Origin of the sequence: Chitinophaga caseinilytica (assembly GCF_038396765.1) — a bacterium.
Taxonomy (GTDB): domain Bacteria; phylum Bacteroidota; class Bacteroidia; order Chitinophagales; family Chitinophagaceae; genus Chitinophaga; species Chitinophaga caseinilytica.
In genome coordinates this window covers 4700609-4723318 of the sequence record NZ_CP150096.1, presented here as the reverse complement: position 1 = coordinate 4723318, position 22710 = coordinate 4700609, and the positions used below count along the sequence as shown (strand labels likewise).

General features: G+C 53.5%; 22 protein-coding genes. 7 read left to right on the top strand and 15 right to left on the bottom strand.

From position 1 onward, the window contains the following. Window positions 1–10: 10 nt before the first annotated feature. The 4 genes from WJU22_RS19480 to WJU22_RS19465 all read left to right on the top strand — a co-directional run bounded on the left by WJU22_RS19480 (window position 11) and on the right by WJU22_RS19465 (window position 5814). Window positions 11–1621 (top strand): RagB/SusD family nutrient uptake outer membrane protein, encoded by a 1611-nt coding sequence (locus WJU22_RS19480; RefSeq protein WP_341839837.1) that lies wholly within the window; start codon window positions 11–13, stop codon window positions 1619–1621. 32 nt (window positions 1622–1653) lie between these two features. Beyond that, a complete protein-coding gene (locus tag WJU22_RS19475; RefSeq protein ID WP_341839836.1) occupies window positions 1654–2781 on the top strand; it encodes a SusE domain-containing protein in 1128 nt (375 codons plus the stop codon). Window positions 2782–2793: 12 nt separating this feature from the next. Then, window positions 2794–3936, top strand: coding sequence for a glycoside hydrolase family 76 protein (locus WJU22_RS19470; RefSeq protein ID WP_341839835.1), 1143 nt, complete (start codon window positions 2794–2796; stop codon window positions 3934–3936). 1425 nt (window positions 3937–5361) lie between these two features. Then, window positions 5362–5814 carry a DUF1842 domain-containing protein gene (locus WJU22_RS19465; protein ID WP_341839834.1) on the top strand — a complete coding sequence of 151 codons (453 nt, stop codon included), beginning with the start codon at window positions 5362–5364 and terminating at the stop codon, window positions 5812–5814. Window positions 5815–6007: 193 nt separating this feature from the next. On the opposite strand, the gene WJU22_RS19460 is transcribed toward WJU22_RS19465, so the two are convergent. Genes WJU22_RS19460 through WJU22_RS19445 form a run of 4 tightly spaced genes read right to left on the bottom strand, consistent with a single transcriptional unit; the run spans window position 6008 to window position 8727 of the window. Further along, a complete protein-coding gene (locus WJU22_RS19460; RefSeq protein WP_341839833.1) occupies window positions 6008–6661 on the bottom strand; it encodes a response regulator transcription factor in 654 nt (217 codons plus the stop codon). Then, entirely contained in the window at window positions 6651–7457 is an 807-nt protein-coding gene (locus WJU22_RS19455; RefSeq protein ID WP_341839832.1) for a sensor histidine kinase, read from the bottom strand. Before WJU22_RS19455 ends, WJU22_RS19460 begins: the two co-directional genes overlap by 11 nt. After that, complete coding sequence (locus tag WJU22_RS19450) at window positions 7430–8083, bottom strand: hypothetical protein (protein ID WP_341839831.1); 654 nt, start codon at window positions 8081–8083, stop codon at window positions 7430–7432. Before WJU22_RS19450 ends, WJU22_RS19455 begins: the two co-directional genes overlap by 28 nt. Next, window positions 8083–8727 carry a hypothetical protein gene (locus tag WJU22_RS19445; protein ID WP_341839830.1) on the bottom strand — a complete coding sequence of 215 codons (645 nt, stop codon included), beginning with the start codon at window positions 8725–8727 and terminating at the stop codon, window positions 8083–8085. Before WJU22_RS19445 ends, WJU22_RS19450 begins: the two co-directional genes overlap by 1 nt. A 473-nt stretch (window positions 8728–9200) precedes the next feature. On the opposite strand from WJU22_RS19445, the gene WJU22_RS19440 reads away from it, so the two are divergent. Continuing rightward, entirely contained in the window at window positions 9201–9548 is a 348-nt protein-coding gene (locus WJU22_RS19440; protein WP_341839829.1) for an MmcQ/YjbR family DNA-binding protein, read from the top strand. A 65-nt stretch (window positions 9549–9613) separates the two neighbouring features. On the opposite strand, the gene WJU22_RS19435 is transcribed toward WJU22_RS19440, so the two are convergent. From WJU22_RS19435 to gyrA, 4 genes are all read right to left on the bottom strand, one after another. Continuing rightward, the gene (locus WJU22_RS19435; RefSeq protein WP_341839828.1) at window positions 9614–10564 is read right to left on the bottom strand and encodes an NADP-dependent oxidoreductase; all 951 of its coding nucleotides are present in this window, start codon (window positions 10562–10564) and stop codon (window positions 9614–9616) included. Between the two features lie 100 nt (window positions 10565–10664). Further along, window positions 10665–10982: a KGG domain-containing protein gene (locus WJU22_RS19430; RefSeq protein WP_341839827.1), complete on the bottom strand. Its 318-nt coding sequence runs from the start codon at window positions 10980–10982 to the stop codon at window positions 10665–10667. A 306-nt stretch (window positions 10983–11288) separates the two neighbouring features. Next, window positions 11289–12542: a hypothetical protein gene (locus WJU22_RS19425; protein WP_341839826.1), complete on the bottom strand. Its 1254-nt coding sequence runs from the start codon at window positions 12540–12542 to the stop codon at window positions 11289–11291. Between the two features lie 42 nt (window positions 12543–12584). After that, on the bottom strand, window positions 12585–15209 hold the full coding sequence (gene gyrA, locus WJU22_RS19420; protein WP_341839825.1) for a DNA gyrase subunit A: 2625 nt from the start codon (window positions 15207–15209) through the stop codon (window positions 12585–12587). Window positions 15210–15543: 334 nt separating this feature from the next. On the opposite strand from gyrA, the gene WJU22_RS19415 reads away from it, so the two are divergent. Further along, window positions 15544–16869: a saccharopine dehydrogenase C-terminal domain-containing protein gene (locus WJU22_RS19415; protein ID WP_341839824.1), complete on the top strand. Its 1326-nt coding sequence runs from the start codon at window positions 15544–15546 to the stop codon at window positions 16867–16869. Window positions 16870–17012: 143 nt separating this feature from the next. Here WJU22_RS19415 and WJU22_RS19410 read toward each other — a convergent pair whose 3' ends face one another. The 6 genes from WJU22_RS19410 to pdhA form a co-directional block, all read right to left on the bottom strand. After that, on the bottom strand, window positions 17013–17696 hold the full coding sequence (locus tag WJU22_RS19410) for an SIR2 family NAD-dependent protein deacylase (RefSeq protein WP_341839823.1): 684 nt from the start codon (window positions 17694–17696) through the stop codon (window positions 17013–17015). A 30-nt stretch (window positions 17697–17726) separates the two neighbouring features. Further along, window positions 17727–18134: an EVE domain-containing protein gene (locus WJU22_RS19405; RefSeq protein ID WP_126243817.1), complete on the bottom strand. Its 408-nt coding sequence runs from the start codon at window positions 18132–18134 to the stop codon at window positions 17727–17729. A gap of 24 nt (window positions 18135–18158) precedes the next feature. Then, entirely contained in the window at window positions 18159–18878 is a 720-nt protein-coding gene (locus WJU22_RS19400; protein ID WP_341839822.1) for a (Fe-S)-binding protein, read from the bottom strand. Between the two features lie 77 nt (window positions 18879–18955). Continuing rightward, window positions 18956–19459 (bottom strand): 6,7-dimethyl-8-ribityllumazine synthase, encoded by a 504-nt coding sequence (ribH, locus tag WJU22_RS19395; RefSeq protein ID WP_126243815.1) that lies wholly within the window; start codon window positions 19457–19459, stop codon window positions 18956–18958. A gap of 8 nt (window positions 19460–19467) precedes the next feature. After that, entirely contained in the window at window positions 19468–20178 is a 711-nt protein-coding gene (locus tag WJU22_RS19390) for a tetratricopeptide repeat protein (RefSeq protein WP_341839821.1), read from the bottom strand. A 31-nt stretch (window positions 20179–20209) separates the two neighbouring features. Further along, on the bottom strand, window positions 20210–21202 hold the full coding sequence (pdhA, locus tag WJU22_RS19385; protein WP_423738245.1) for a pyruvate dehydrogenase (acetyl-transferring) E1 component subunit alpha: 993 nt from the start codon (window positions 21200–21202) through the stop codon (window positions 20210–20212). A gap of 138 nt (window positions 21203–21340) precedes the next feature. Here pdhA and recF point away from each other — a divergent pair, with 138 nt between their 5' ends. Next, window positions 21341–22429 carry a DNA replication/repair protein RecF gene (recF, locus tag WJU22_RS19380; protein ID WP_341839819.1) on the top strand — a complete coding sequence of 363 codons (1089 nt, stop codon included), beginning with the start codon at window positions 21341–21343 and terminating at the stop codon, window positions 22427–22429. A 2-nt stretch (window positions 22430–22431) separates the two neighbouring features. On the opposite strand, the gene WJU22_RS19375 is transcribed toward recF, so the two are convergent. After that, entirely contained in the window at window positions 22432–22593 is a 162-nt protein-coding gene (locus WJU22_RS19375) for a DUF1328 domain-containing protein (RefSeq protein WP_341839818.1), read from the bottom strand. Window positions 22594–22710 lie beyond the last annotated feature (117 nt).

Genomic DNA, 22710 nt, shown 5'->3' with positions numbered 1-22710 from the left:
ACAATCCGTTATGAAACAATTGATCCTCGCCATAGCATGCCTTTCCGTACTCGCCGCCGGCTGCCGCAAACTGGAGCAGCCCAACACCCGCGAGTTCACGGAAGAAGCCTATTGGCGCGACGCGCAGGATGCGCTCGACGCACTCACCAGCTGCTACGAAAACATGTACGGCGACGGTTTCTACTTCGGCAACGAAGCCCTCAGCGATAACGCCTACGTGGCCGGCGGAGGGTTCAGCGGTGTATCGCTCATTGCCGGGGGAAGCTACGATGCCGCCCACGCCCGGGTGCGCGCGGAATGGAGCTATCACTACGCCGCCATCCGCAAATGCAATGTGGTAGTACTGAATATCGCCAAGGTGAAGCAGATGGACGAATTCCTCCGCCGCCGGATCGTGGCGGAAGCAAGGTTCATCCGCGCCTGGGCATATTTTAATATGACCGATTGGTTCGGCAGCGTACCTTTCTATCTCGATCTCATTTCCGTAGAAGCCGCCCGCACCATCAGCCGTACAAACCGCGACGAAATCGTTCGTTTCGTGCTGGAAGAATTGAACGCCATCCGGAACGATCTGCCCGTTAACACCAGCTACGCCGAAAAAGACCGTGGCCGCATCACCCGTGGCGCCGCCATCGCCCTCGCCGCCCGGGTGCGCCTCTGGAAAGGGGAATGGGCAACCGCCGCGCAGGAATACGGTTCGCTCATGAACGGTACACAAAACGGAACGTACGGATTGCTGGGGAGTTATGAAAACCTGTTCAGGCCGGCCAATGAATTTAATCAGGAAGTGATCCTCGATCTGCAATATGGCGGAGGGCGCACCTACAGCACCCAGCGCAGTTTTCTGCCGCAAACCGTGGCGCTCCTCCGGAGCGTGCTCGTGCCGACGCAAGACCTCGTCGACGATTATATCATGGCCAACGGAAAAGGCATCCGGGAAGCCGGTTCGGGGTATAACGAAAACGATCCCTACGTCAACCGCGACCCGCGATTCAACGCCACGATCATCCATCACGGCGGCACCATCGTCGATTTCGAAGGGCGGACGCAAACGATCCTCACGCAGCCGGGCTCCGTGCCGGCTACCAATAGCGTCGACGACCAGGGCGCTTCTCCCACGGGATATTATTTCCGCAAACATTATGATCCCACCGCCGCCAACTATGCTTCCGGCCTCAACCTCCCGCTGATCCGGTACGCCGAAGTGCTGCTCGGGTTCGCCGAAGCGAAGAATGAACAAGGCCAGCTCGATGCCGACACCTGGAACAAAACCATCCGCGCCCTTCGCGTTCGCGCAGGATTCACCGATGCCGGCGCCACGGAATTTCCCGCAGGGGCCAACCAGGCTACGCTCCGGGACATCATCCGCCGGGAAAGACGGGCGGAACTGGCCTTCGAAGGCGTCCGGGCATTCGACATCCGCCGCTGGAAAATCGCAGAAACCGTGCTGGCCAGGCCGGTCCGCGGGATCAAAGTGACGTCGGGCGCGTTCAATAAAGACCCGAACGGCTACATCATCGTGGAAAACCGCCGGTTCGACAATCCGAAACATTACCTCTGGCCCGTGCCTACCGCCGAGCGCGACCAGAACAAGAACCTCGGACAAAATCCCCAATGGTAATCCAATTCTAACATCCACTCAACCGATTCGTCATGATCAGATATATTTCCATAATAACCTTCCTGGCCGCCCTGGTAGCCGGCTGCAAAAAGGACGATTACAAACTGAACACCAATATCCAGCCGGTCGATAAGCTGACCGCGCCCCTGAATAACAAGTTCACCAAGCTACAGCCCGCCACCAGCGCGTCAGTGCTTTTTGAATGGGACCAGGCCCGGGCCGAAGACGGTTCGCTGGTATTATATGAAGTGGCGTTCGATAAGGAGAACGGCGATTTCAGCAATCCCATCGCCAGAATCCCGTCAGACGGCGGCGGGGTACAAAATAAACTGAACCTCTCGCATAAAGACCTGAACAGCCTGGCCGGCAAAGCGGGGATTCCCGCGCTGGGGACCGGCCGGATCAAATGGACGGTGCTCGCGTCGAAAGGTTTTAACATCCAGCCGGCGAAGGAAGCGCGGGTGATCGAAGTGGAGCGGCCCAACGGGTTCGCCGAAATCCCGGTAGACGTTTTCCTGACCGGAGATGCCACGGAAACCGGGGCCGACCTGTCCAAAGCCCTGAAACTCAAATCCGTGACCGCCGGTGTCTTCGAAATCTATACTTCGCTCAAAGACGGCAAATACAAATTCACCGACCGCAACAGCGGAACGCCCAACGTTTTCTCCATTGATAACGGCCTGATCCGCGAAGGCGGCGAAACCACCCAGGCCGGCGGCACCAAAGTATATCGCCTGCGGCTCGATTTCAATAACGCAGCCGTCACCGTCACCGAAATCACCGGCATCGGATTGTGGTTTGCGCCAGACGATAAGATCATGCACGAACTGAGCTATGCCGGCAACAGTACCTGGTCGTTCACCGACAAAGTCATCACCTTCAAACAGGAATCCTGGGGCCGCGACGAACGCTACAAATTCCGCCTTAACGTGAAAAATGGTGGTGTGGACGGACAGGAATGGTGGGGCAGCTCGAATGCCGACAATAACCGGCCCACTTCCTCGACGCCCGCCGCGTTTTGGGAACTGAAAACCATTACCAACAGCGATCGTTGGAATTTTTGCTACAAGTTCAGGACCGAAGTAGATACCAAAGCCTGCGACGTAAACGTGTATTTCCGGGCCGACAAGCCTTATACGCATGAAGTAATTATCAAATAACAAACACACAACATGCTGAAAATCATTAAAAATATTGCTGCGTTGGTGTTGATAGCGACATCGTTTGCCGGCTGTTTGAAAGAGCCGGTAGACGATGGGCCCGGCCCGGGCGCGGGAAAGAAAACATACGTTTTCAATTGGCCCTCGATCGCGGATTCTTCGTATAACTCGCTGATCGCCAATTTCTATAACGCATCCGGTAAATACTTCAACGAAAACCACAGCGGCGCCAATACCTTTCATTACTGGCGGAACGCTCATGCGCTGGACGTGTTGCTGGATGCGTACATCCGGAAAAACGATCCGCAGATCAAGGCGCGGATGGACGATTTGCTGGACGGGATGAAAACCCGCAACGGCAACACGTACATCAATCATTTCTACGACGATATGGAATGGATGGCGTTGGCATGCATCCGGGTGTTTGAAGTGACGGGCGATGCGAAGTACAAAACCGTGGCCGAAACGTTGTGGAACGATATCAAAGGCGGATGGGACGATACCTGGGGCGGCGGGATTTACTGGAACAAGGAGCGCAAGAACAAAAATACCCCCGCCAACGCGCCCGCCGGTATCATCGCAGCGCGACTGTACCTGCTGGACCATCGTCCTGAAGACCTGGACTGGGCACGGAAAATCTATCTCTGGCAGAAGAACAATCTCGTAGACCCGGTAACTGGCCTTGTTTGGGATGGCCTCGATGGCACAGGCACCAACAAAAACTGGAAATTCACTTATAATCAGGGCGTTTTCATCGGCGCAGCCGTGGAATTGTACAAGATCACGGGCGAGCAGGTGTACCTGAACGACGCGCTGAAAACCGCCAACAACTCCCTGACCGGCGATTTGACGCAGGGAAACCTTATGAAAGACGAAGGCGCCGGCGACGGCGGGCTTTTCAAAGGGATCCTGGTGCGGTACATGATGCTCCTGATCACAGATGGCAACATTTCCACTTCGGATGCCGGGAAGTTTGTCCGTTTTTTACAGGTGAATGCCGAAACGCTTTGGCTCCAGGCAACCGTGCGGCCGCAGGTGCTGTTCGGCAGTAAATGGAGCGCGACGGGCTCTACGGTGGATCTCAGCACGCAGCTATCTGGGTGCATGTTGATGGAAGCGGCGGCGGAGTTGAAGTCGCGGGATTTGATGGAATAGGCTGATATCATTTTAAATTGTAAGCACGGGAAACGGGCAGATCCTTTTGGATTTGCCCGTTTTTTATACCCAAAATCTTCGCAAAACGATCGATAGGGGGCCTAAAAATGAAAATTCGGCGGGCGAGGGGCTTTCGCCGGATTTGTGACAATTCTCGGGCATGATTTCGAGCCAAAAAATTTCTCCAGTTTTTAATGAATTGACCGGATAGATCGAATTGATTATGAAATATCTAGTTTATAAAATTCCTTTCTGATCCTCCTCACGATTTGTCACAAATCTTAAGCGGATCCGTGATTTAAATGACATCGGGTTCGAGTATTGGTTCCAGGAACGGTTCAAACCCGGATCATTGAATTCTTGCAGGAAACCGCAGAAACTAACGATTTGATAAACATTTACTTCTATTCAGTCGTTTGCCTATTTTGCTTTATAATTTACATTATGTTAAATAAAACAAATCGTTTTCCTGGAGAATTCTCCCCTTCAAGTTTATCGTTAATCCTGGTGTGTTAAACTCATCCTCGATTCTTTAGGTTGGAAATTATTCGTTTGTTGTGTTGAAGATGTTCGTACGATGTATCACTCCTTTGATCCAATTTTAAAATGGAAATATTCTAATTTCCGGTGGCGATGATCCGGTCTTTTCGGAACGTTATTTAGGAAAACCGCGATTCCGTTTTGGCATTGACGGATTGGTTTTTTCGATGGCCCTGAACCAGTCTTTTGGGAATGTTTTGCGAAAAACCGGGATTCCATTTTGGTATTGTTGGATGTTTCGTTGCGGAATATTTGGGATTGTTTCCAGAAGGTTCCGCTGTATTTATGACCGGATTTTGTTTTGCTTTCGAACAAAATTCGTTGTGAGGCTGTCTGGATTTTGTAACTCCCAACGGCTCGAATTCGCTGGCAAGTACTTGTGGCGGAACGAATTTTTATGCTTTATAGATTTTACCACTCCCAGGTTCGCTCGTTTAAGTGATGATAATCAATAATATCCGACTTTTGGCTAATTGGCTTTTCTCTTAATCGATTGAATATGAATTGTTTCGGAAGATTCACATGCAAAAATGTTCCTCATCCCCCGAAATCAACTACAAATTGGCTAAAGACGCATTCGGGTCGTGAATTTTCTGCATGAATTCCCATTTTAGCCCTTAATAGATTGAAATTTAGTCGTTTATAGCTATTGGAAACCTTTTTGACCCGTCTTTCCGCGCGATCCATTCCAACGATCTGAAGCTGAAATCCGGTAATCGGTAAACCGGTTTATATCCACTCATCTGCCCTTCCTTCTGTAATGCATTGAAAATCAAACATCCTTACGTTACCTATAAAAGGCTGAAAATCCCCCCGGCACAGGGGAAAAACAACCTTTCAGGGGTGGCCGCCATTTTGGAAATTTGATCGTTCGCTTTTCTCTGTATGCTTAAGACCATTTTATCAGACGCTCCCATTGCCCCCGGGCTGTTTTCCGTCCAGATCGATATCGGCGGAACCCAACCCGGCACCCCGGCACTGCACATCTCGTTGACCGTCAACGAGTCCACAAAGCAGTTGACCGGCACCGGACAACTAAAATCCGGTGCATTTCACCATTCGTTTGGCCTCAGTTATCTGAAAGGTTACTACTTCTCCTCGCCGGCCTCACCCATTGTGGAATTCCCCAACGTTTTGATCATCATGGGTATGCCGTACCTGGCGCCGCCTTACAGCAACGTGGTCCCGCAGCCCAACATGGAAATCTTTCTCGAACTGGATAATGCCTGGAAATCAGGCTTCTGCACGTACAAGTACGAAACCGACGGCGCCTGGCTTACCGTTGCCAGGGCGCCGGCTGGTTTCATGGAACCCAGGATGCTGGCAGCTGTCGTCTAACTTAATTGTCTTGCCATCCTAAGGATCCCTATTCCATTTACCTTCAGTTTTCACTAAGTAACACATGAAACAAGCACCGGCGCTGGTTCTCCCGCGCCGGTTTCCTTCACTCCATCCGAATCGAAAACAAAAATCCCCGGCCTGCTTCAAAGACCGGGGATTTTTATATCCGTATCGCGCCTGATCGCAGGGATCAGGGCGCGTAAAGTTCGTTTTTGATGGCGAAAAGCACGAGCCCGGTCCGCGATTTGATCGCCAGGCGGTCGAACAGTTCCTGGCGGTAATTGTCGATCGTGTGCGGACTGAGCTTCATTTCCGAAGCGATCTCCTTGTAAGTCAATTCCGAGCAGCAATGCCGGAGAAAAGTGATCTCGTTGTCGCTCAATTGCACCTGCAATGCGCCGGGTGTGGGATTGTCCTGTATGCTGCGGAGCATTTTCGCGGAAATAAGCTCGTTGAGGAAATACCCCTGCTCGTGGATCGTGCGGATGGCGTGCACCACATCGGCGATGCGGGATTCCTTCACGAGGTAGCCACCGGCGCCGTTCTTCAGCATTTTGATAATGGGCTTGTCGTCTTCGAAAGTGCTGAGTGCCAGTACTTTCACGTCGGGGTGATGCTGTTTGAGCCATTGAGTAGACTCGAAACCGTCCATGACGGGCATGTTGATGTCCATCAAAACCACGTCTGGCGGCGGCGCAGATCCGAGGCGCTCTTTCATTTCATTGCCGTGGGCGGCTTCGAAGGCGACGCGGATATCGGGGTATTCCGACAGCAGGCTGGTAAGCCCCTGGCGAAACAGCGTGTGGTCGTCTACGATAGCGATGTGGATGGTTTTATGTTGCATGGTTGTGATTTGCGCGGGGAACGGTGATGGTAACGGATGATCCTTTTCCGGGAACGGATTTTATAACGGCCGAGCCCCCTATCATGGCGGCTCTTTTGCGGATATTCTGGAGGCCCATGCCCGAGGGGTTCGAAAGTGCCGCTTCTACATCGAAGCCGGCGCCGTCGTCGATCAGCGTGAGCGTCAGGATGTTATCCACCCAGGCTTGTTCCACCGTCACCGACGTGGCCTGGGCATGACGGATGATGTTATGCAGCGTTTCCTGGAAAATGCGGAACACAAATAATTCAGTTTCAGGGTGTTTCGGCATACCGTTGAGCGTGCCTTTCCGGTGGACCTGGTACCGGCCCGATTTCTCCAGCCAGTCCAGCTCGAACGAAATGGCGTGCGGGAGCCCTTTGCCTACGAGCTCTTCGCCATGCATGAGGCGCGACAGTGCGCGGATTTCACGGATAGACCGGCGCGCGAGGGCTTCCGCGGCAGAAATCTTCTCTGCCGCTTTTTCCTTGTCGGAAAGGTCGACCGCGCTTAAAGTGATGGTCATCAGCCCGAGGAGCTGGTTGATATTGTCGTGCAGATCGTTGCCGATGGTTTTGAGCGTTTGCTCCTGCACCTCCATCTGGGTCTGTAAAAGCTCTGTTTTGAATGCGTTCCGCATGCGCTCGGTTTCTTCCAGATGTTTCTTTTTGCGGGCGTTATACACGCTCACATATACAATGAGGAACAGCGGGGCGATGAGGAAAACCGCGCTCACCCAGATGATCAGGGTTAATATTTCGTTTGTCGGTACCTGCATATAAAAGCGTAAGTCCAGCTGCCGTATAACAGCACGTTCAGGACCTTAAAAATAACATACCTGAGGGAAAACCGGATACCCTCGACCGAAGAAGCCTCCAGGAGATACTGGAAAAAAATGTACGTGGCGATGCCGCCGAAGTAAAACATGAGCGTACCGCTCACCCACCAGAACGGCGGATGGGTGGCCAGGCGAACGTAACGGTCGTCCCGCAGCACGAGGTAAAAATAATAGAGGCAGGCTACTACGACGGCGATGGAAAGCAGGATGGCCGTTTGCCGGGAGTACGTCCCGAAGTCGCCGTCGAGCGATTCCACGAGCCATGCGGCGAGGAAGATGGCGCCCCAAGCCAGCGGGACCCAGATTTTCATGCCATACGGCTTAATAAGATGGTACAGGAAGGTAGTCATGGCGAAACATTCGGCGAGCATGTAGACGTTGTAGATAGGTGCATTGGGCATCTTCAGTTCGGTCCGCATGAAAATTCCGCCGGTTTCGACGAGGCAAACAAGGAGAAGGTAGAACGGAAACCGCCTCCACACCGGGTCCTTGTCGCGCCGGAGGCAGACAAGGGCGGTGAGGAAGCAGATCCATTCGGCTACCGTGTTGACGGTGAAATAATGCATTAGTTATAAATGTGTTTTTTGGTGCTGTCGACGTTCGGCGCGAGGAAATACGCGCCTTTCGAGAAGCAATTTTTGGGCGGCGGACAGAGTTCCCCGTTGTTTTCCGGATCGTCTGGCGGTGTGCCGGTGAAGATCGCGCCTTCTTCGGGGGCGCCGTTGCCACCAAGTTTGACTTTGATGTGGTCTAGGTGCAATCTGCCCTGTTCGCGGGTGGTCACGAGCACCATGGTGGTGTGGCCCCAGTACGGTTTAACCGGATTGTGGCCGATCGCGCCGGGCTCATGCGCTACCGGATAGTCTTCCGCATATTCCGCGAAATAGAAACGGACACCGCTGAGCTTGTCGCGCTGCAGGATGCAAAGCAGCGAATGGATCCGTTCCGTCGAGAACCAGATGCTGCGGGTGTGGGTGGAATCCGGCGGGAGCTTTTTGCCGTACCGGGCGATCATGTTGAAGGCGGTGTCTACCGTCAGAAGGTCTTCATCAGGAACTTTCGTCGATGAATTGCATACGTACCGCGACGAGTCTGGTACAGGAATGCCGGTGATGCCCCCCGAATTCTTGGATTGGGCCCACCAATAACCTGCCGCTAGTCCGGCGGCCAGCGTAACAGCTGGGATCAGGATGGATTTGAATGTACTCATATAGGTTGTTATTGCATGCAAAGTGGAAGGAATCGGGATTAGCCTACGGTTTTCATGGCGAGCCAAATTACCGTTTTTCATCACATATTCCGAAAAACCACCAATGTAAATTTCGGTCGCGCCCGATTTTCCGCACAGGCGTTTTTCGGCTCCTCCAAAAGCTGTTTTTGGGGTGATGCAGGGCCAATGCTGAAACAATACCACATTTTTTGGTAAGAATTAATATCCTGAGCATTAAAATCTTATCCACGGTTACTTAAACCCCTACCCTAACCATTTCCCATCAAAACAGCCGTTATTTAACATTTAATTGTAAGTTAACGTTGATTTTCAGTCTGTTGAGTTGATGTAAAATGTTCGTTGAATGCCGGCATTCCTTTATAAATCAAATGGAAAGGCTGGCCAAAAAAGTAAGGATTCCTATCCGAAACCGGTCTTTCCTCCACAAAGAAGTTTTTCAGTAAATTGTGGGCATGAATCTCGAGAAACTCCAGAAATACTGCCTTTCTCTTCCCGGCACCGCCGAAGGGTTCCCTTTCGGGGAAACCACGCTGGTATTTACCGTCATGGGTAAACTGTTCGCTTTGGTCGACATCGAATCGTTCGAAAGTATCAACCTGAAATGCGATCCGGAATTGGTGGAAGAGCTGCGGGAAAGGTATGAAGGCGTGCTGCCCGGCTATCATATGAATAAAAAGCATTGGAACACCGTTTTGCTCGACGGCTCCATCCCGGACCGGCTGCTCCTGGAATGGACCCGCAACTCCTACGATCTCGTCGTAAAGGGACTGCCCAAAAAGGTCCGCGAGCAGCTCGGCTAAAAACGACGCCGCCGCAGCCCGGTTGTACCCGGCCACGGCGGCGATCCTGTTGCAATATCGGAGGGTTATTCCAGAGACGTGTCGATGAGGAGGATGGTCTTGCCCTTGCTCTTCGCCGCACGGCTATCCGCGATAGCCTGGGGCGCCTGGTCGAGCGGGATCCGGCGGTCCACCGGTACGGTAACCTTTCCGTTATCGATCAGTTCCCGCAGCGCATCGAGCGAAGCCGGTGTCCCTTTGGTCTCGAAATTCCCGCCCCGCAGCCCGAGCTCATGGATGCGGTCTTTATCCGCCACAAACTGCGTGGTGTTCACATGTCCGCCTTTCTTCACCAGCGGCAACATCTTTTCAAAATTCACTTTATCGCTCACCAGGTCGATCAGCGCATCGGCCCCGCCGGCAAACTGTTCCTCCACGGGAGCCGTTTTGTAATTGATCGTTTCCGCAGCGCCCAACGCTTTGATCCGCGCCGCCGAATCCTCACCGGATGCGGTAGCAATGACGTATATCCCCCTTGCTTTGGCGATTTGCGTCAAAAACGAGCCCACGCCGCCGGTTGCACCTACGAGCAGGAGCTTTTGCCCTTCGGTGAGCCCGGCGCGGTCCAGGATCTGAAGCGCCGTCATCCCCGCCGTCGGCAGCGCCGCGGCATCGGAAAGCGCAATGGAATGTGGCGCGGCAGCGATGGCCGCGGAATCGGGAACGGTCACCATTTGGGCATAAGACCCTTCGCCGATTGGCGGATGGATCATCTGGCCATACACCCGATCGCCCACCTTGAAACGGCCTGCGCCCGTGCCCACCGATTCCACCACGCCGGCTCCGTCTGTACCGAGGATCATGGGGAATACATGTGGCATCTGGTTTTCGAGGATACCGTCTACCAACTTCCAGTCGAATGGGTTGAGCCCCGCCGCGGCGAGCCGGATGCGGATGGTGCCGGCTTTCACGGGTGGCTCGGGCAGGTCCATCACCTGGGGAATGCTTTTGAACTGGTTGACTGCTACAGCTTTCATAAGAGAATGATTGAATGTCAATTTACGTAAAATGCCGGCCCGGGCATAAAAAAAGCGTGTACCGGAAACGGGCACACGCTTTTGAATGTCCTTATCCACCTCAGCGGGGTTTGCTGGGTTTGCGGCCGCCGCCATGCGAGGCCTTGCCACCCTTGCTGGCGATCTGGCGTTGTTTTTCTTTGTCCATAGCCGCAAATCCCCTTCTGCTGGGTGTCCTTTTGGGCGTTTCGCCATGTGCGGCAGCATCTCCGTCGGCCATTTCGGCTTCACGCTGGTGACGGCGGTCGGTAGTATTCAGTTCGTTTTCGTCGTATCCTTCCAGCTGGTTGTTGTTATCGTCGTTGAATTCCTGTTCTCCGTAACGCTCCTGCCTGTTCGCGTCTTTCATCAGCATGTTTTCGTGATGTTGCTCCTGCATGTCAGTAGGTTTTGTTCGTGTGACCATAATTGTAAGGATTTGATATGGTTAATGGAATTAATTACATGTCTTCCAATCACATACGCGAATTACCATGCCAACGCATCCGGCTGCATACATATTATTGATGTTAAAATGATAATGCCTGATTAGCAATACGCTATTACAACCCCATGAAAATCACTTACTTGTTTGCGTAGGGAAACGACTGTGGAAATATGGCGGCAGTTTGGGACGTGCGGCAGCGGTGGGCAACAAAAAAGGCAAGGGTTGCCCCTTGCCTTTTTTATATGGAATGGAACCTGATTAGTTCAGGCCTTCCAGTTTCTTTTTCACGGTTTCTACTTTATCGTTCATGTTTTTGATCGCGTAGATTTTCTGGAGTGCGTAGAGGGCGCTTTCGAAAGTGCGTTTGTCGCTGGCTTCCATTTTGCTGCCCATGGCGGTGAAGCCGGCGTCGGCTTTCTCGAAGTACGGGAGCGACTGGTCCATGAGGCCTTGTACTTTACCTTGCAGTTCTTTCGCTTTGGGGCCGGTTTGCTCCTTGCTGGTCAGGGAGTTCAGCTCTTTGTTGCTGGCTACTGCGCGGTTGAAGTAAAGGGCGCCGAGCTGGAAGTTGGCGGTAGCGTCGTCTGCCTTGATGGTCAGTGCTTTTTTGTAAGCTTCTTCCGCTTTGTTCATGAGGGCGTCGTAGTTGGCGGGTTTCGCCACATCGTTGCCTTTCTCGTCGCGGGGGTTGGCTACGTTATCGAGACGGATGGCGTAGTCCAGCACGAGGCTGAAATCGCTGGGGTTCTCGTTCACTTTTTTCTCGAGCATGCTCAACAGGTCGTCCGTTTTACCGGTTTTGGAATAGTAGAGCATTTCCATGTCGTTAAAGCGTTTGTCTGCCGGGAAGAGGCCTTTCGCTTTTTCGATGGTGCCGAGCCAGTTGGCGTTATCGCCTCGTTCTTCGTATTGCTGAGCCAGTACCACGTAGAGGGCGGGTTCGGTTTTGAACTGGAGATCGGCTGCTTTTTTCAGCAGTTCGAAAGCGTCGTCCTTTTTACCGGCCTGCTGTGCGGCGTAACCGGCGTAGAATACCATAGCGGTATCTGTCGGGATGGAGCCGCCGAGGTTTTTACCGTTGTAGTAGTCGCGTACTTCTACCGCTTTTTTGAAGTAGATGAAGGAGGAGTCCCACTTCTGATCGTTCAGGTTGCCATAGCCGGCGTTGCCGATGGTGGCGTACACGTTGAACATGCGGTTATTCATTTCCAGGAGGGCTTCCGGGAGTTTGGGGTTGATTTCGAGGGCTTTTTTGAAAGCTTCGAAAGCAACTTCCGCGTCGGCCGCGCTTTTGTTCTTGGTAGCAAGGGCTTCGTAGATTTTGCCTTTTACGTACCAGGTACGGGCATCGTCCTTGGTCTTTTCATGAGCGAGCGCCGCTTCGATATCAGCTTTCGCCTGGTCGATTTTGTCGCTTTTCAGGTATTCATCTGCACTGTTCACTTTTGCTTTCTGCGCCATGGCTGCAAATCCGGCGCCGCAAAAGAGAAGCGTTACAAATAGTTTTTTCATGTGGCTCAGGTTTTTAAATAATTATCGTTAATTGTTAATGGTTTACTCTTCAGTGGATTCGGGAGCAGCTTCACCAGCGGCCTCTTCGCCGCCTTCAGCAGCCTCACCGGCTGATCCGGCACCTTCTGCAGCACCTTCTGCGCCTTCTTCACCGCCTTCCACGCCTTCGGCGATTTCAACGATCTCGTCTTCCTCCTGCTCGTCGAGCCGTGCTACGGCCGCGATTTCGTCGGATTCGTCCATACGGATGAGCCTTACGCCCTGTGTAGCGCGCCCTGCTTCGCGGACGTCTCCCACCGCCATACGGATGGTGATGCCGGATTTGCAGGTGATCATCAGGTCGTTCGTTTCGGTAACGTCCACGATGGAAATGAGAGAGCCGGTCTTTTCGGTAATGCTGATAGTTTTTACCCCTTTACCCCCGCGATTGGTGATGCGGTACTCTTCGATATCGGTCCGTTTGCCGAATCCTTTCTCGGATACCACGAGCACGGTTTTCGTCTTATCTTCCTTATCAACACAAATCATACCAACCACTTCGTCTTTCTCGTTATCGACCTCGATGCCCCTTACCCCGATGGCGCCGCGACCTGTGTCGCGCACGGTATTTTCAGGGAAGCGGATGGCGCGGCCGCTCTTCACAGCCATCATGATCTCGCTGTTGCCGTTGGTCAGCTTAGCTTCCAGCAGCTGGTCGCCGTCGTTCACCGTGATCGCGTTCACGCCATTAGTGCGCGGGCGGCTGAACTCTTCCAGCAAGGTTTTCTTGATGATACCGTTGCGGGTGCAGAGCACAATATAGTGGCTGTTGATGAAATCTTTGTCGCCCAAATCCTTAATGTCGATGATCGCGCGGATCTTATCGTCAGAAGGCAGGGTGATGAGGTTCTGGATGGCGCGGCCCTTGCCGGATTTCTCACCTTCGGGGATTTCGTACACCTTGAGCCAGTAGCAGCGGCCTTTTTCGGTGAAGAACAGCATGGTGTGGTGGGTAGACGCTACGAACAGGTGCTCGATATAGTCTTCGTCGCGCGTTTTGCCGCCCATGGCGCCGCGGCCACCGCGTTTCTGCTGGCGGTAGTCGTACGCGGAGGTACGTTTGATATAACCCAGGTGGGAAATGGTGATCACCACGTCTTCTTCGGCAATGATATCTTCGATGCGCATTTCGGCTGCGAGGTACTGGATTTCGGTCTTTCTTTCGTCGCCGAATTTCTTTTTCACTTCTTCCAGTTCCGTCTTGATGATTTGCATCCGGAGGCCTTCGTCCCCGAGGATTTCCTTCAGTCTGCCGATGAGTTGCATGATCTCTTCGTATTCTTCACGGATTTTGTCGCGTTCCATGCCTGTCAACCTTTGCAGGCGCAATTCCAGGATGGCTTTCGCCTGGATCTCGCTCAGCCCGAAGCTGGACATGAGGCCTTCACGCGCTACGTCGGGGGTGGCCGAGTTGCGGATGAGGGCGATCACTTCGTCGAGATGGTCGAGGGCGATGAGATAACCCGCGAGGATGTGGGCTTTCTTTTCCGCTTCGCGCAGTTCGAACTGCGTACGGCGGGTCACTACTTCGTGGCGGAACTCGATGAATTCCGTCAGGAGGTCGCGCAGGTTCATGATCCGGGGCCGGCCTTTTACGAGTACCACGTTGTTGATACCGTAAGAAGTCTGGAGCTCGGAGTATTTGTACAGCTGGTTGATGATGACGTTGGGGATCGCTTCGCGCTTGAGGTCGATCACCAGGCGCATGCCTTCGCGGTCGCTTTCGTCGCGCACATCGGAGATGCCTTCGATCACTTTATCGTTGACCAGCTGTGCGATTTTCTGGTGCAGCACGGCTTTGTTCACCTGGTAAGGCAGTTCGTAGATCACGAGTTTTTCCTTACCGGTTTTAGCCGTTTCGGACATGATCTTACCGCGCACTACTACCCTTCCGCGGCCGGTCTCGAAGCCCTGTTTAACGCCTTCGAAACCGTATATGATGCCGCCTGTCGGGAAGTCGGGGGCTTTGATATGCTTGATGAGTTCTTCCGTAGTGATGTCACGGTTTTCGATCATGGCCGTGAGCCCGTCCACGAGTTCGGACAGGTTGTGGGGCATGATGTTGGTGGCCATCCCTACCGCGATACCGCTGGCGCCGTTGGCGAGCAGGTTCGGGATGCGGGTAGGCAGTACCAGGGGCTCTTCGAGGGTGTCATCGAAGTTGAACGTGAAATCCACGGTGTCTTTTTCGAGGTCTTCCAGCATCGCTTCAGCGATCTTCTGCAGGCGCACCTCGGTATAACGCATGGCCGCAGGCATGTCGCCGTCGATCGATCCGAAGTTACCCTGCCCGTCGATCAACATGTAGCGGAGCGACCAGGGCTGGGCCATACGTACCATGGTATCGTACACGGAAGCGTCACCATGCGGGTGATATTTACCCATTACGTCCCCAACAACACGGGCAGATTTCTTGTAAGGCTTGTTGTGCGTGTTCCCCAGCTCGTGCATGCCGAACAGTACGCGGCGGTGAACAGGCTTGAAACCATCTCTTACGTCCGGCAACGCGCGGCCTACGATCACGGACATCGAATAATCGATGTACGCCGTCTTCATCTGCTCCTCAATGTTGATCGGAACAATTCTACCTTCCTTTTGATTGTTTTGATTGTCCGTGTTATCTATCATTATGTTATTGGTTTACAGGTTTTTCCGTATCCTTAAATAAAGAGCAAATATAATGATTTCAGGCCGGATTCCGGCGCTTTGGGGGCTATTTGTGAATAAAAATGGGGGAATATTCCTACTTTCGCGTCATCTCCGGTAAATGTTCTATATATCTTAAAATTGATATATACCAGCCGATCACAAATTGGCAAGCAATTTGTTTATAACCCTATGAAAATCAGCCCTTATAATCGAGCGTAAGCAATTGTTCGAATGTTCTGGAAAACAGCGGTTATCTGAACATTCGCCGGAAATTATTGTTTTCGTTTGGTAGTTTTAACCACCTGAGTCTCTTATGAAGCATGTTCTATTGTTTGGCGCCGGCAAGTCAGCGACCGTACTGATCGATTACCTGCTGGCCAATGCGCCCCGGCAAAAATGGCATATCACCGTTGTGGACAACGACCTCATGCTGATCAAATCCAAGATCGGAAAGTCGTATTACGCCACAGCAGCGGCGATCGATGTGAAAGACGCATCGGTCCGCCAACCCCTCGTCCGGGAAACCGACCTCGTCATTTCCCTGCTCCCGCCCGCCCTGCACATCACGGTGGCGCGCGACTGCCTGCAATTCGGAAAGAACCTCCTCACCGCGTCGTACATCGACCCGGAAATCCGCAAACTGGAAAAGGAAATCGAACAGGCCGGCCTGCTATTCATGTATGAAATGGGCCTCGACCCCGGGATCGATCATATGTCTGCCATGAAACTCATCCAGTCGATCGAAAAGAAAGGCGGCCAGATCTCCTGCTTCCGCTCCTACTGCGGCGGGCTCATCTCCCCCGAAAGCAACGACAACCCCTGGCAGTACAAGATCTCGTGGAACGCACGGAACATCGTGCTGGCGGGCGCTTCCGGCGCTATTTACCGCGAAAAGGGCAAGGTGAAGGAAGTGGAATACGAGCACCTGTTCGACCAGTCCAAGACCATCCAGGTGCCCGGCCTCGGCAAGCTCGCCTGGTATCCCAACCGCGATTCCCTCAACTACACCGATATCTACAACCTCTCCAACGTGCCCACCTTCATGCGCGCCACCCTCCGCTACCCCGATTTCTGCGAAGGCTGGAACGCGGTGGTCCGGCTGGGACTTACCGACGATAAGAAGAAACGCCCGACCGACAAGCTGGCCTATTCCGCATGGGCCATGCAGAACGTGACGGCAGACGATCAGCTCAGCCCGGAAGAGAACGTGGCCCAGTTCCTCGGCGTCAGCAGCAAAAGCAAACTGATCCGCCAGCTGAAATTTTTGGGCATTTTGAACGGAGATTTGATTAACTTAGGGGAACAGACCAACGCGGGCGTTTTGCAGCATGTACTCGAAGCCCGCCTGAGAATGGAGCCATCCGATAAAGACATGATCGTTATGTTGCACGAGATCGAGTTCGAGCGGCGCAACATGAGCACTAAATTATCAAGTTACATGATCGTGCAGGGAGAAGATAACCTGCGCACCGCCATGGCAAAAACGGTAGGGCTGCCCCTCGGCATCCTGGCCAAACTGGTCCTCTCCGGCCAGGTAAGCCTCACAGGCCTGCAGATTCCCGTTATGCCAGACATCTACAATCCCGTCCTCCGTGAACTGGAGGAATTCGATATCAGGTTCGAAGAAACTTTCGATTGAGGAAAAACACATTGCACATTGGCCGAAGATTCAGCCGCTTTCATCCCGGGACCCAAGTCATTTTTCCTATGACTACTCCTAGAAGAGGAAGTTGAACAAGTGAAAGTATGGGCCGTCCCGGTAGTACCGGGACGGCTATTTTTTTAGGGTTGCAGCAAAGCCAGCAGCTCCTCCACTCCTTCTGTCGCCGGTTTTTCGATCAGCGTCCAGCTATGGGAATCGCTCACCGGCGGGATTTTTTTGTCGATGATGTACCGCGGCACATCCGCCCGCAGATAATTCACCAGCCCCGCCGCGGGGTACACGTTCAGCGAGGTGCCGATCAGCACGAACACATCTGCCTGCACGATCTCCAGCACCGCCGGTTGTATCATGCTTACATCTTCCCCGAACCACACTACGTGCGGCCGGAACTGTCCGCCGTCGGGCGCCAGCTGCCCCATTTGAATGTCTTCCCGGATCTCGTACAGCGTGGTTTCATCATGCACGCTGCGCATTTTGAGGATTTCGCCGTGCAGGTGCAGCACGCGGGTGGAGCCGCCGCGCTCGTGCAGGTCGTCGATGTTCTGGGTGATCACCCTTACATCGTACCACTGCTCCAGCTGTGCCAGTCCGCTGTGCGCGGCGTTGGGCATGGCGGCCAGCACGTCTTTTCGGCGCAGGTTGTAAAACTCCTGGACGAGGGAGGGATTGTTCTGCCAGCCGGTGGGCGAGGCCACTTCGTAGACGTCGTGCCCTTCCCACAGGCCGTCGGAATCGCGGAAGGTGCGGAGACCGCTCTCGGCGCTGATGCCTGCGCCGGAAAGCACGACCAGTTTGGGTTTCATATCTTTTGGGTTTAATAAGAAATGACAGGCTTACATGCCTGCCATTTCCATGATTTTTTCGAATTCTTCGGGTTTCACCGTTCCGACCGATAGGCGGCCGAGCCGTATGAGGTCCATGTTCGCGAGGCTTTTTTCAGCCTTAATCTGCGCGAGGGTGACGGGCTTTTTGAGCTTCTTCACCGGTGCGAGGTCTACCGCGAGCCAGGCGGGATCGGGCGTGGTGGGGTCCTGGTAGGATTCTTTCACCACTTTGGCGATGCCGACGATCTCGAGCCCTTCGTTGCTGTGGTACCACAACACCTGGTCGCCTTTTTTCATGGAGCGGAGGTTGTTGCGCGCGGCGTAGTTGCGCACGCCGTCCCAGAACGTCTGCTTGTCTTTCACGAATTGGTCCCAGGAATATTTGAACGGTTCCGATTTCACTAACCAATATTGCATTCCGAATCGCTTTATGGGCGCGGGTTACCAGCCACTGGCCAGTACGTCCGCGATGTGCATGATTTTAATGTTTTGTCCGTGTTTACGGATGTATCCGTCGAGGTGCATGAGGCAGCTAAGGTCGGTGGAGATGAGGTAATCCGCACCGGTGTCTGTGGAGTTATGCACTTTCTGTTCGCCCATTCCCAGGGATATGGGTTTGAATTTCACGGCAAAGGTGCCGCCGAACCCGCAGCAGGTTTCCGGTTCGTTCATCTCGCGCAGTTCGAGACCTTTCACGTTGGCCAGAAGTTTGCGCGGGCCTTCCTTGATGCCGCATTCGCGCAGGGCGCCGCAGGCATCGTGATAGGTGCCGACGCCTTCGAGGGTGGCGCCGATGTCGGTTACGCCGAGCACGTCTACGAGGAATTCGGTGAATTCGTAGAGGTTTTTGCGGAGGAGTTTTACGTCGTTATGTGCGGCGGAATTATCGAACAGTTTGCCGTAATAATTCCGTACGAAACCGGTGCAGGACCCGCTGGGCGCCACGATATAGTCGTACACGTGAAAGTCTTTGAGGAACTTGGTGGCCACGCTCCGGCATTCATCCTGGTACCCTGCGTTGAAGGCGGGTTGGCCGCAGCAGGTTTGATCGGTATTGTAATGCACGGTGCAGCCGAGTTTTTCCAGGACTTTCACCATGTTGAAGGCGGTTTCAGGAAAGAGCTGGTCTACGAAGCACGGTATGAAAAGATGTACGTTCATGCTGGTGTTATCAGTTTGGGTAATGAGCAGACAAAGTTAAGGGCTGCAAACAATTCAAGCTGCTGTTAACTTCGCTATTATCGGGCACTTTTTGCCAGTTGACGTTGAAATCCGATCATCTTGAGGGCGGTGAGCGCGCCTTCTTCCCCTTTATGGCCGTGAGCGCCGCCGAGGCGGTCTGTGGCTTGTTCTACGGTGTTAACGGTGAGCACGCCGAAGATCACGGGGATGGGAAGCTCGAGGTTCAGTTCGAGGATTCCGTCGGTCACGGCCTTGCACACGTAATCGAAGTGCGGGGTTTCTCCGCGGATGACGCATCCGAAGGCGATGATGGCAGACGGTTGGGCGCCGGTGCCGCGGGTTTGTTCCCAGATTTGTTTGCAGGCGAACGGCAGCTCAAAGGAACCCGGCACGATGTAGGTGCTGAAGTTTACTTTCTGCTCGGTGAGCGTACGTTCTGCACCCGCCACCAGTTCGTTGGTGACGAAATCGTTCCATTCTGTAGATACAATAACAACACTGGCACCCTCCAGTTGAAGAATGCCAGTGTTGTTGAGTAAAGTCTGATTGTGTACGGACATTTCCCGGATTATTTCACCACGCCCAATCTTGCCAGGTATTTCTCCATTTCACGGCCTTCGTTGGTGCGGGGGTATTTTTGTTTGATTTGTTGGTAAACGGCGATCGCTTCATCGGGCTTGTTGGCTTTTTCGAGGGCCAGGCCTGCGCGCATGAGGTACATGGGCGAAGTGATCTCGTTATCGGATGCGCCTGCTTTTTTGTAGAAGCTAACGGCGTCTGCAGCGTTGTTCAGTTCCATGTAAGCGTCCCCAATGAGGCCGTTTGCGATGGAAGAGATCACGATGTCGGTGCTGGAGAATTGTTTCAGCTGGTCGATCCCTTTCTGGAATTCACCGAGGCGAACGTGGCAAACGCCTGCATAGTAACGGGCGAGGTTGCCGGCTTTGGTGCTGCCGTATTTATCGATCACCTGGAGGAAACCGTAGTTGTTACCGTCACCGTTGAGCGCTTTGCTCAGTGAGTCGGCCGCGAAGAAGTTCTGCGCCTGGAAGATGGCTACCTGTGCTTTCTCTTCTGCCGGGGCTTTCACGAAACGCTTGTAGGCAAAGTATCCGCCGAAGCCCAGCACGAATGCCAGCAGTGCGATGTTGATGACGTTCTTGTTCTTGCTGTAGAAATCAGAAGCCCTGTCTGCAGATGCCTGCAGGTCGAAGTCCTGGTTTTTCACCGCCTTTTCGGGCTGTTTGGTGTTTTTATTTTCTGCCATGGTTGTTTGCATAATGAACTATAATAGGTAGACAGGGATGGATTTAGTCGACGATGAACGGATAGTCTTCCTGGATGTAAACATCTTTCAGCAGCTCGTCGTCAGACGGCCAGGGGCTTTCTTCCGCGAATTGAACGGATTCTTCCACTTCCTGTTTAACTCTTTCTGCGATGGCTTCGATGTCGGCTTCGGTAGCCCATTTGTTTTTCAGCAGCGTTTCTTCCACGATGGTGAGGGGGTCGCGCTGTTTGTATTCTTCCACTTCTTCCTTTGTGCGGTATTTAGCCGGGTCGGACATGGAGTGGCCGCGGTAGCGGTAGGTTTTGATTTCCAGCAGGGTCGGTCCACCGCCTTCACGGCCGCGGGCCACCGCGCGGGCGATGCCTTCGTGAACGGCTTCGCAGCTCATGCCGTCGATGGAATCGGCAGGCATTTCGTAAGCGTCTGCCAGTTTGTAGATATCGAGTACGTTAGAGGTACGTTCAACGGAAGTGCCCATGGCGTAGTGGTTGTTCTCGCAAATGAAAATTACGGGAAGTTTCCACAGCATCGCCATGTTAAAGGTTTCGTGCAGCATACCCTGGCGGGCGGCGCCGTCACCGAAGAATGCGAGCACTACGTTATCGGTGCCCAGGTATTGCTCGGCGAATGCCAGGCCTGCGCCGGTGCCGATTTGTGCGCCCACGATACCGTGACCGCCGAAAAATCCGTGTTCCTTGGAGAAAAAGTGCATCGATCCGCCTTTGCCTTTCGAGCAACCGGTTGCTTTACCGTACAGCTCGGCCATGCAGGCCTTCGCCGAAATACCCTTCGCGATCGCCAAAGCGTGGTCGCGATATGCCGTAATGAATTTATCGCCGGGTTTCGTGGCCGTCATAGCGCCTGCCGCAATCGCCTCCTGACCAATGTACAGGTGACAGAAACCGCGTATCTTCTGCATTCCGTATAATTGCCCTGACTTCTCCTCGAAGCGACGCAGTAACAGCATCAATTCGTACCAGTACAGATATGTCTCTTTGGTGAATTTCGTTTTCACGTCTGTTAAAGTTTGCACTATTTCTAAATTTGTTCGCAAATATAACAGGAAAATCTGCAAATTCAAGCAATTTTGCAGAAGGATGTCTTAACGCCTTGCGGCAGACGGCATTCCGACAGTTCAAACCATTCGCATAGCTTGTTGACGATATCCTCCATAGCGCTCACGCAATTCAAGAATTATTCGCACCGCACCTTCCGGTTCAGTTCCCGCATCGTCGGCATCACCGGCAGGAACGGTTCGGGCAAAACCAACCTGCTCGACGCCATATATTATCTGTGCTTCACCAAAAGCTATTTCAGCTCCATCGAAAGCCAGAACGTCCAGTACACCATGAACGGTTTCCGGCTGGAAGCGTCCCTCATCCGCCACGACCAACCCGAAAAGATCGTCTGCACCGTCAAAGACGGGAAAAAGGACATCGCGCTCAACGATGAGCCGTACGACCGCTTCTCCCGCCATATCGGCCACTTCCCGGCCGTCATGATCGCGCCGGACGATGCGGAGATCATCCTCGGCGGCAGCGAAGACCGCCGCAAGTGGCTCGACGGGTTGCTTTCCCAGCTCGTGCCCGGTTACCTCGATCATCTCCTCGCCTACCATAAAATCCTCCAGCAACGGAATTCCCTGCTCAAATCCATGGCCTCCATGGTCCAGAGCCCCGATCCCCTGCTCGATATCTTCGACGAACAGCTCGTACAGCACGCCACGCCCGTGTTCGAAGCCAGGAAGGCATTCCTTCCCGCGTTCATCGACCAGGTCCAGGAACGGTACGATTACCTCGCCGGCAGCCACGAAACCGTGGCCTTCCGCTACCAGAGCCAGTTGCTGGAACAGCCGCTGGCCACGCTCCTGGCGCAGTCCAGGTTGCGGGACAAGCAGGTGCAGCGGACGACCCAGGGCATCCATCGCGACGATCTGCTGTTCCTGCTCGACGAGCATCCCATGAAAACGAGCGCCTCGCAGGGCCAGCGCAAGAGCTTTCTGTTCGCGCTCAAGCTGGCACAATACGAGGCGATCCGTGCGCACAAGTGCTTCCCTCCCATCCTGCTGCTCGACGATGTGTTCGAAAAGCTGGACCAGGAGCGGGTTTCCCGGCTCATTCAACTGGTGCTCCGGCCCGATTACGGGCAGGTTTTCATCACCGATACCCACGGCGAGCGCCTCAGAGACGCCTTCGCCGCCTGTCCCGATGCCATCCAGCTGATCTCCATGCAGGAAAACTGACCCTACCGGCGGATAAGCCCGGTGATGAGGGATATCAGGAACAATACCAGGAATATAAAGAAAAGGATCTTGGCGATGCCCACGGCGCCCGCCGCGATGCCGCCGAACCCGAATATGGCCGCCACAATGGCGATGATGAGGAAAATAACTGCCCAGCGTATCATAATATTGGATTTTAAAGTGGAACAATGTTGTTATACCCGATATCGGGCAAACATCATTCCACGAATACCATATGTCATTTAAAAGCGCATTCGTAGCCCGATTCCTGTAGTTTTGCG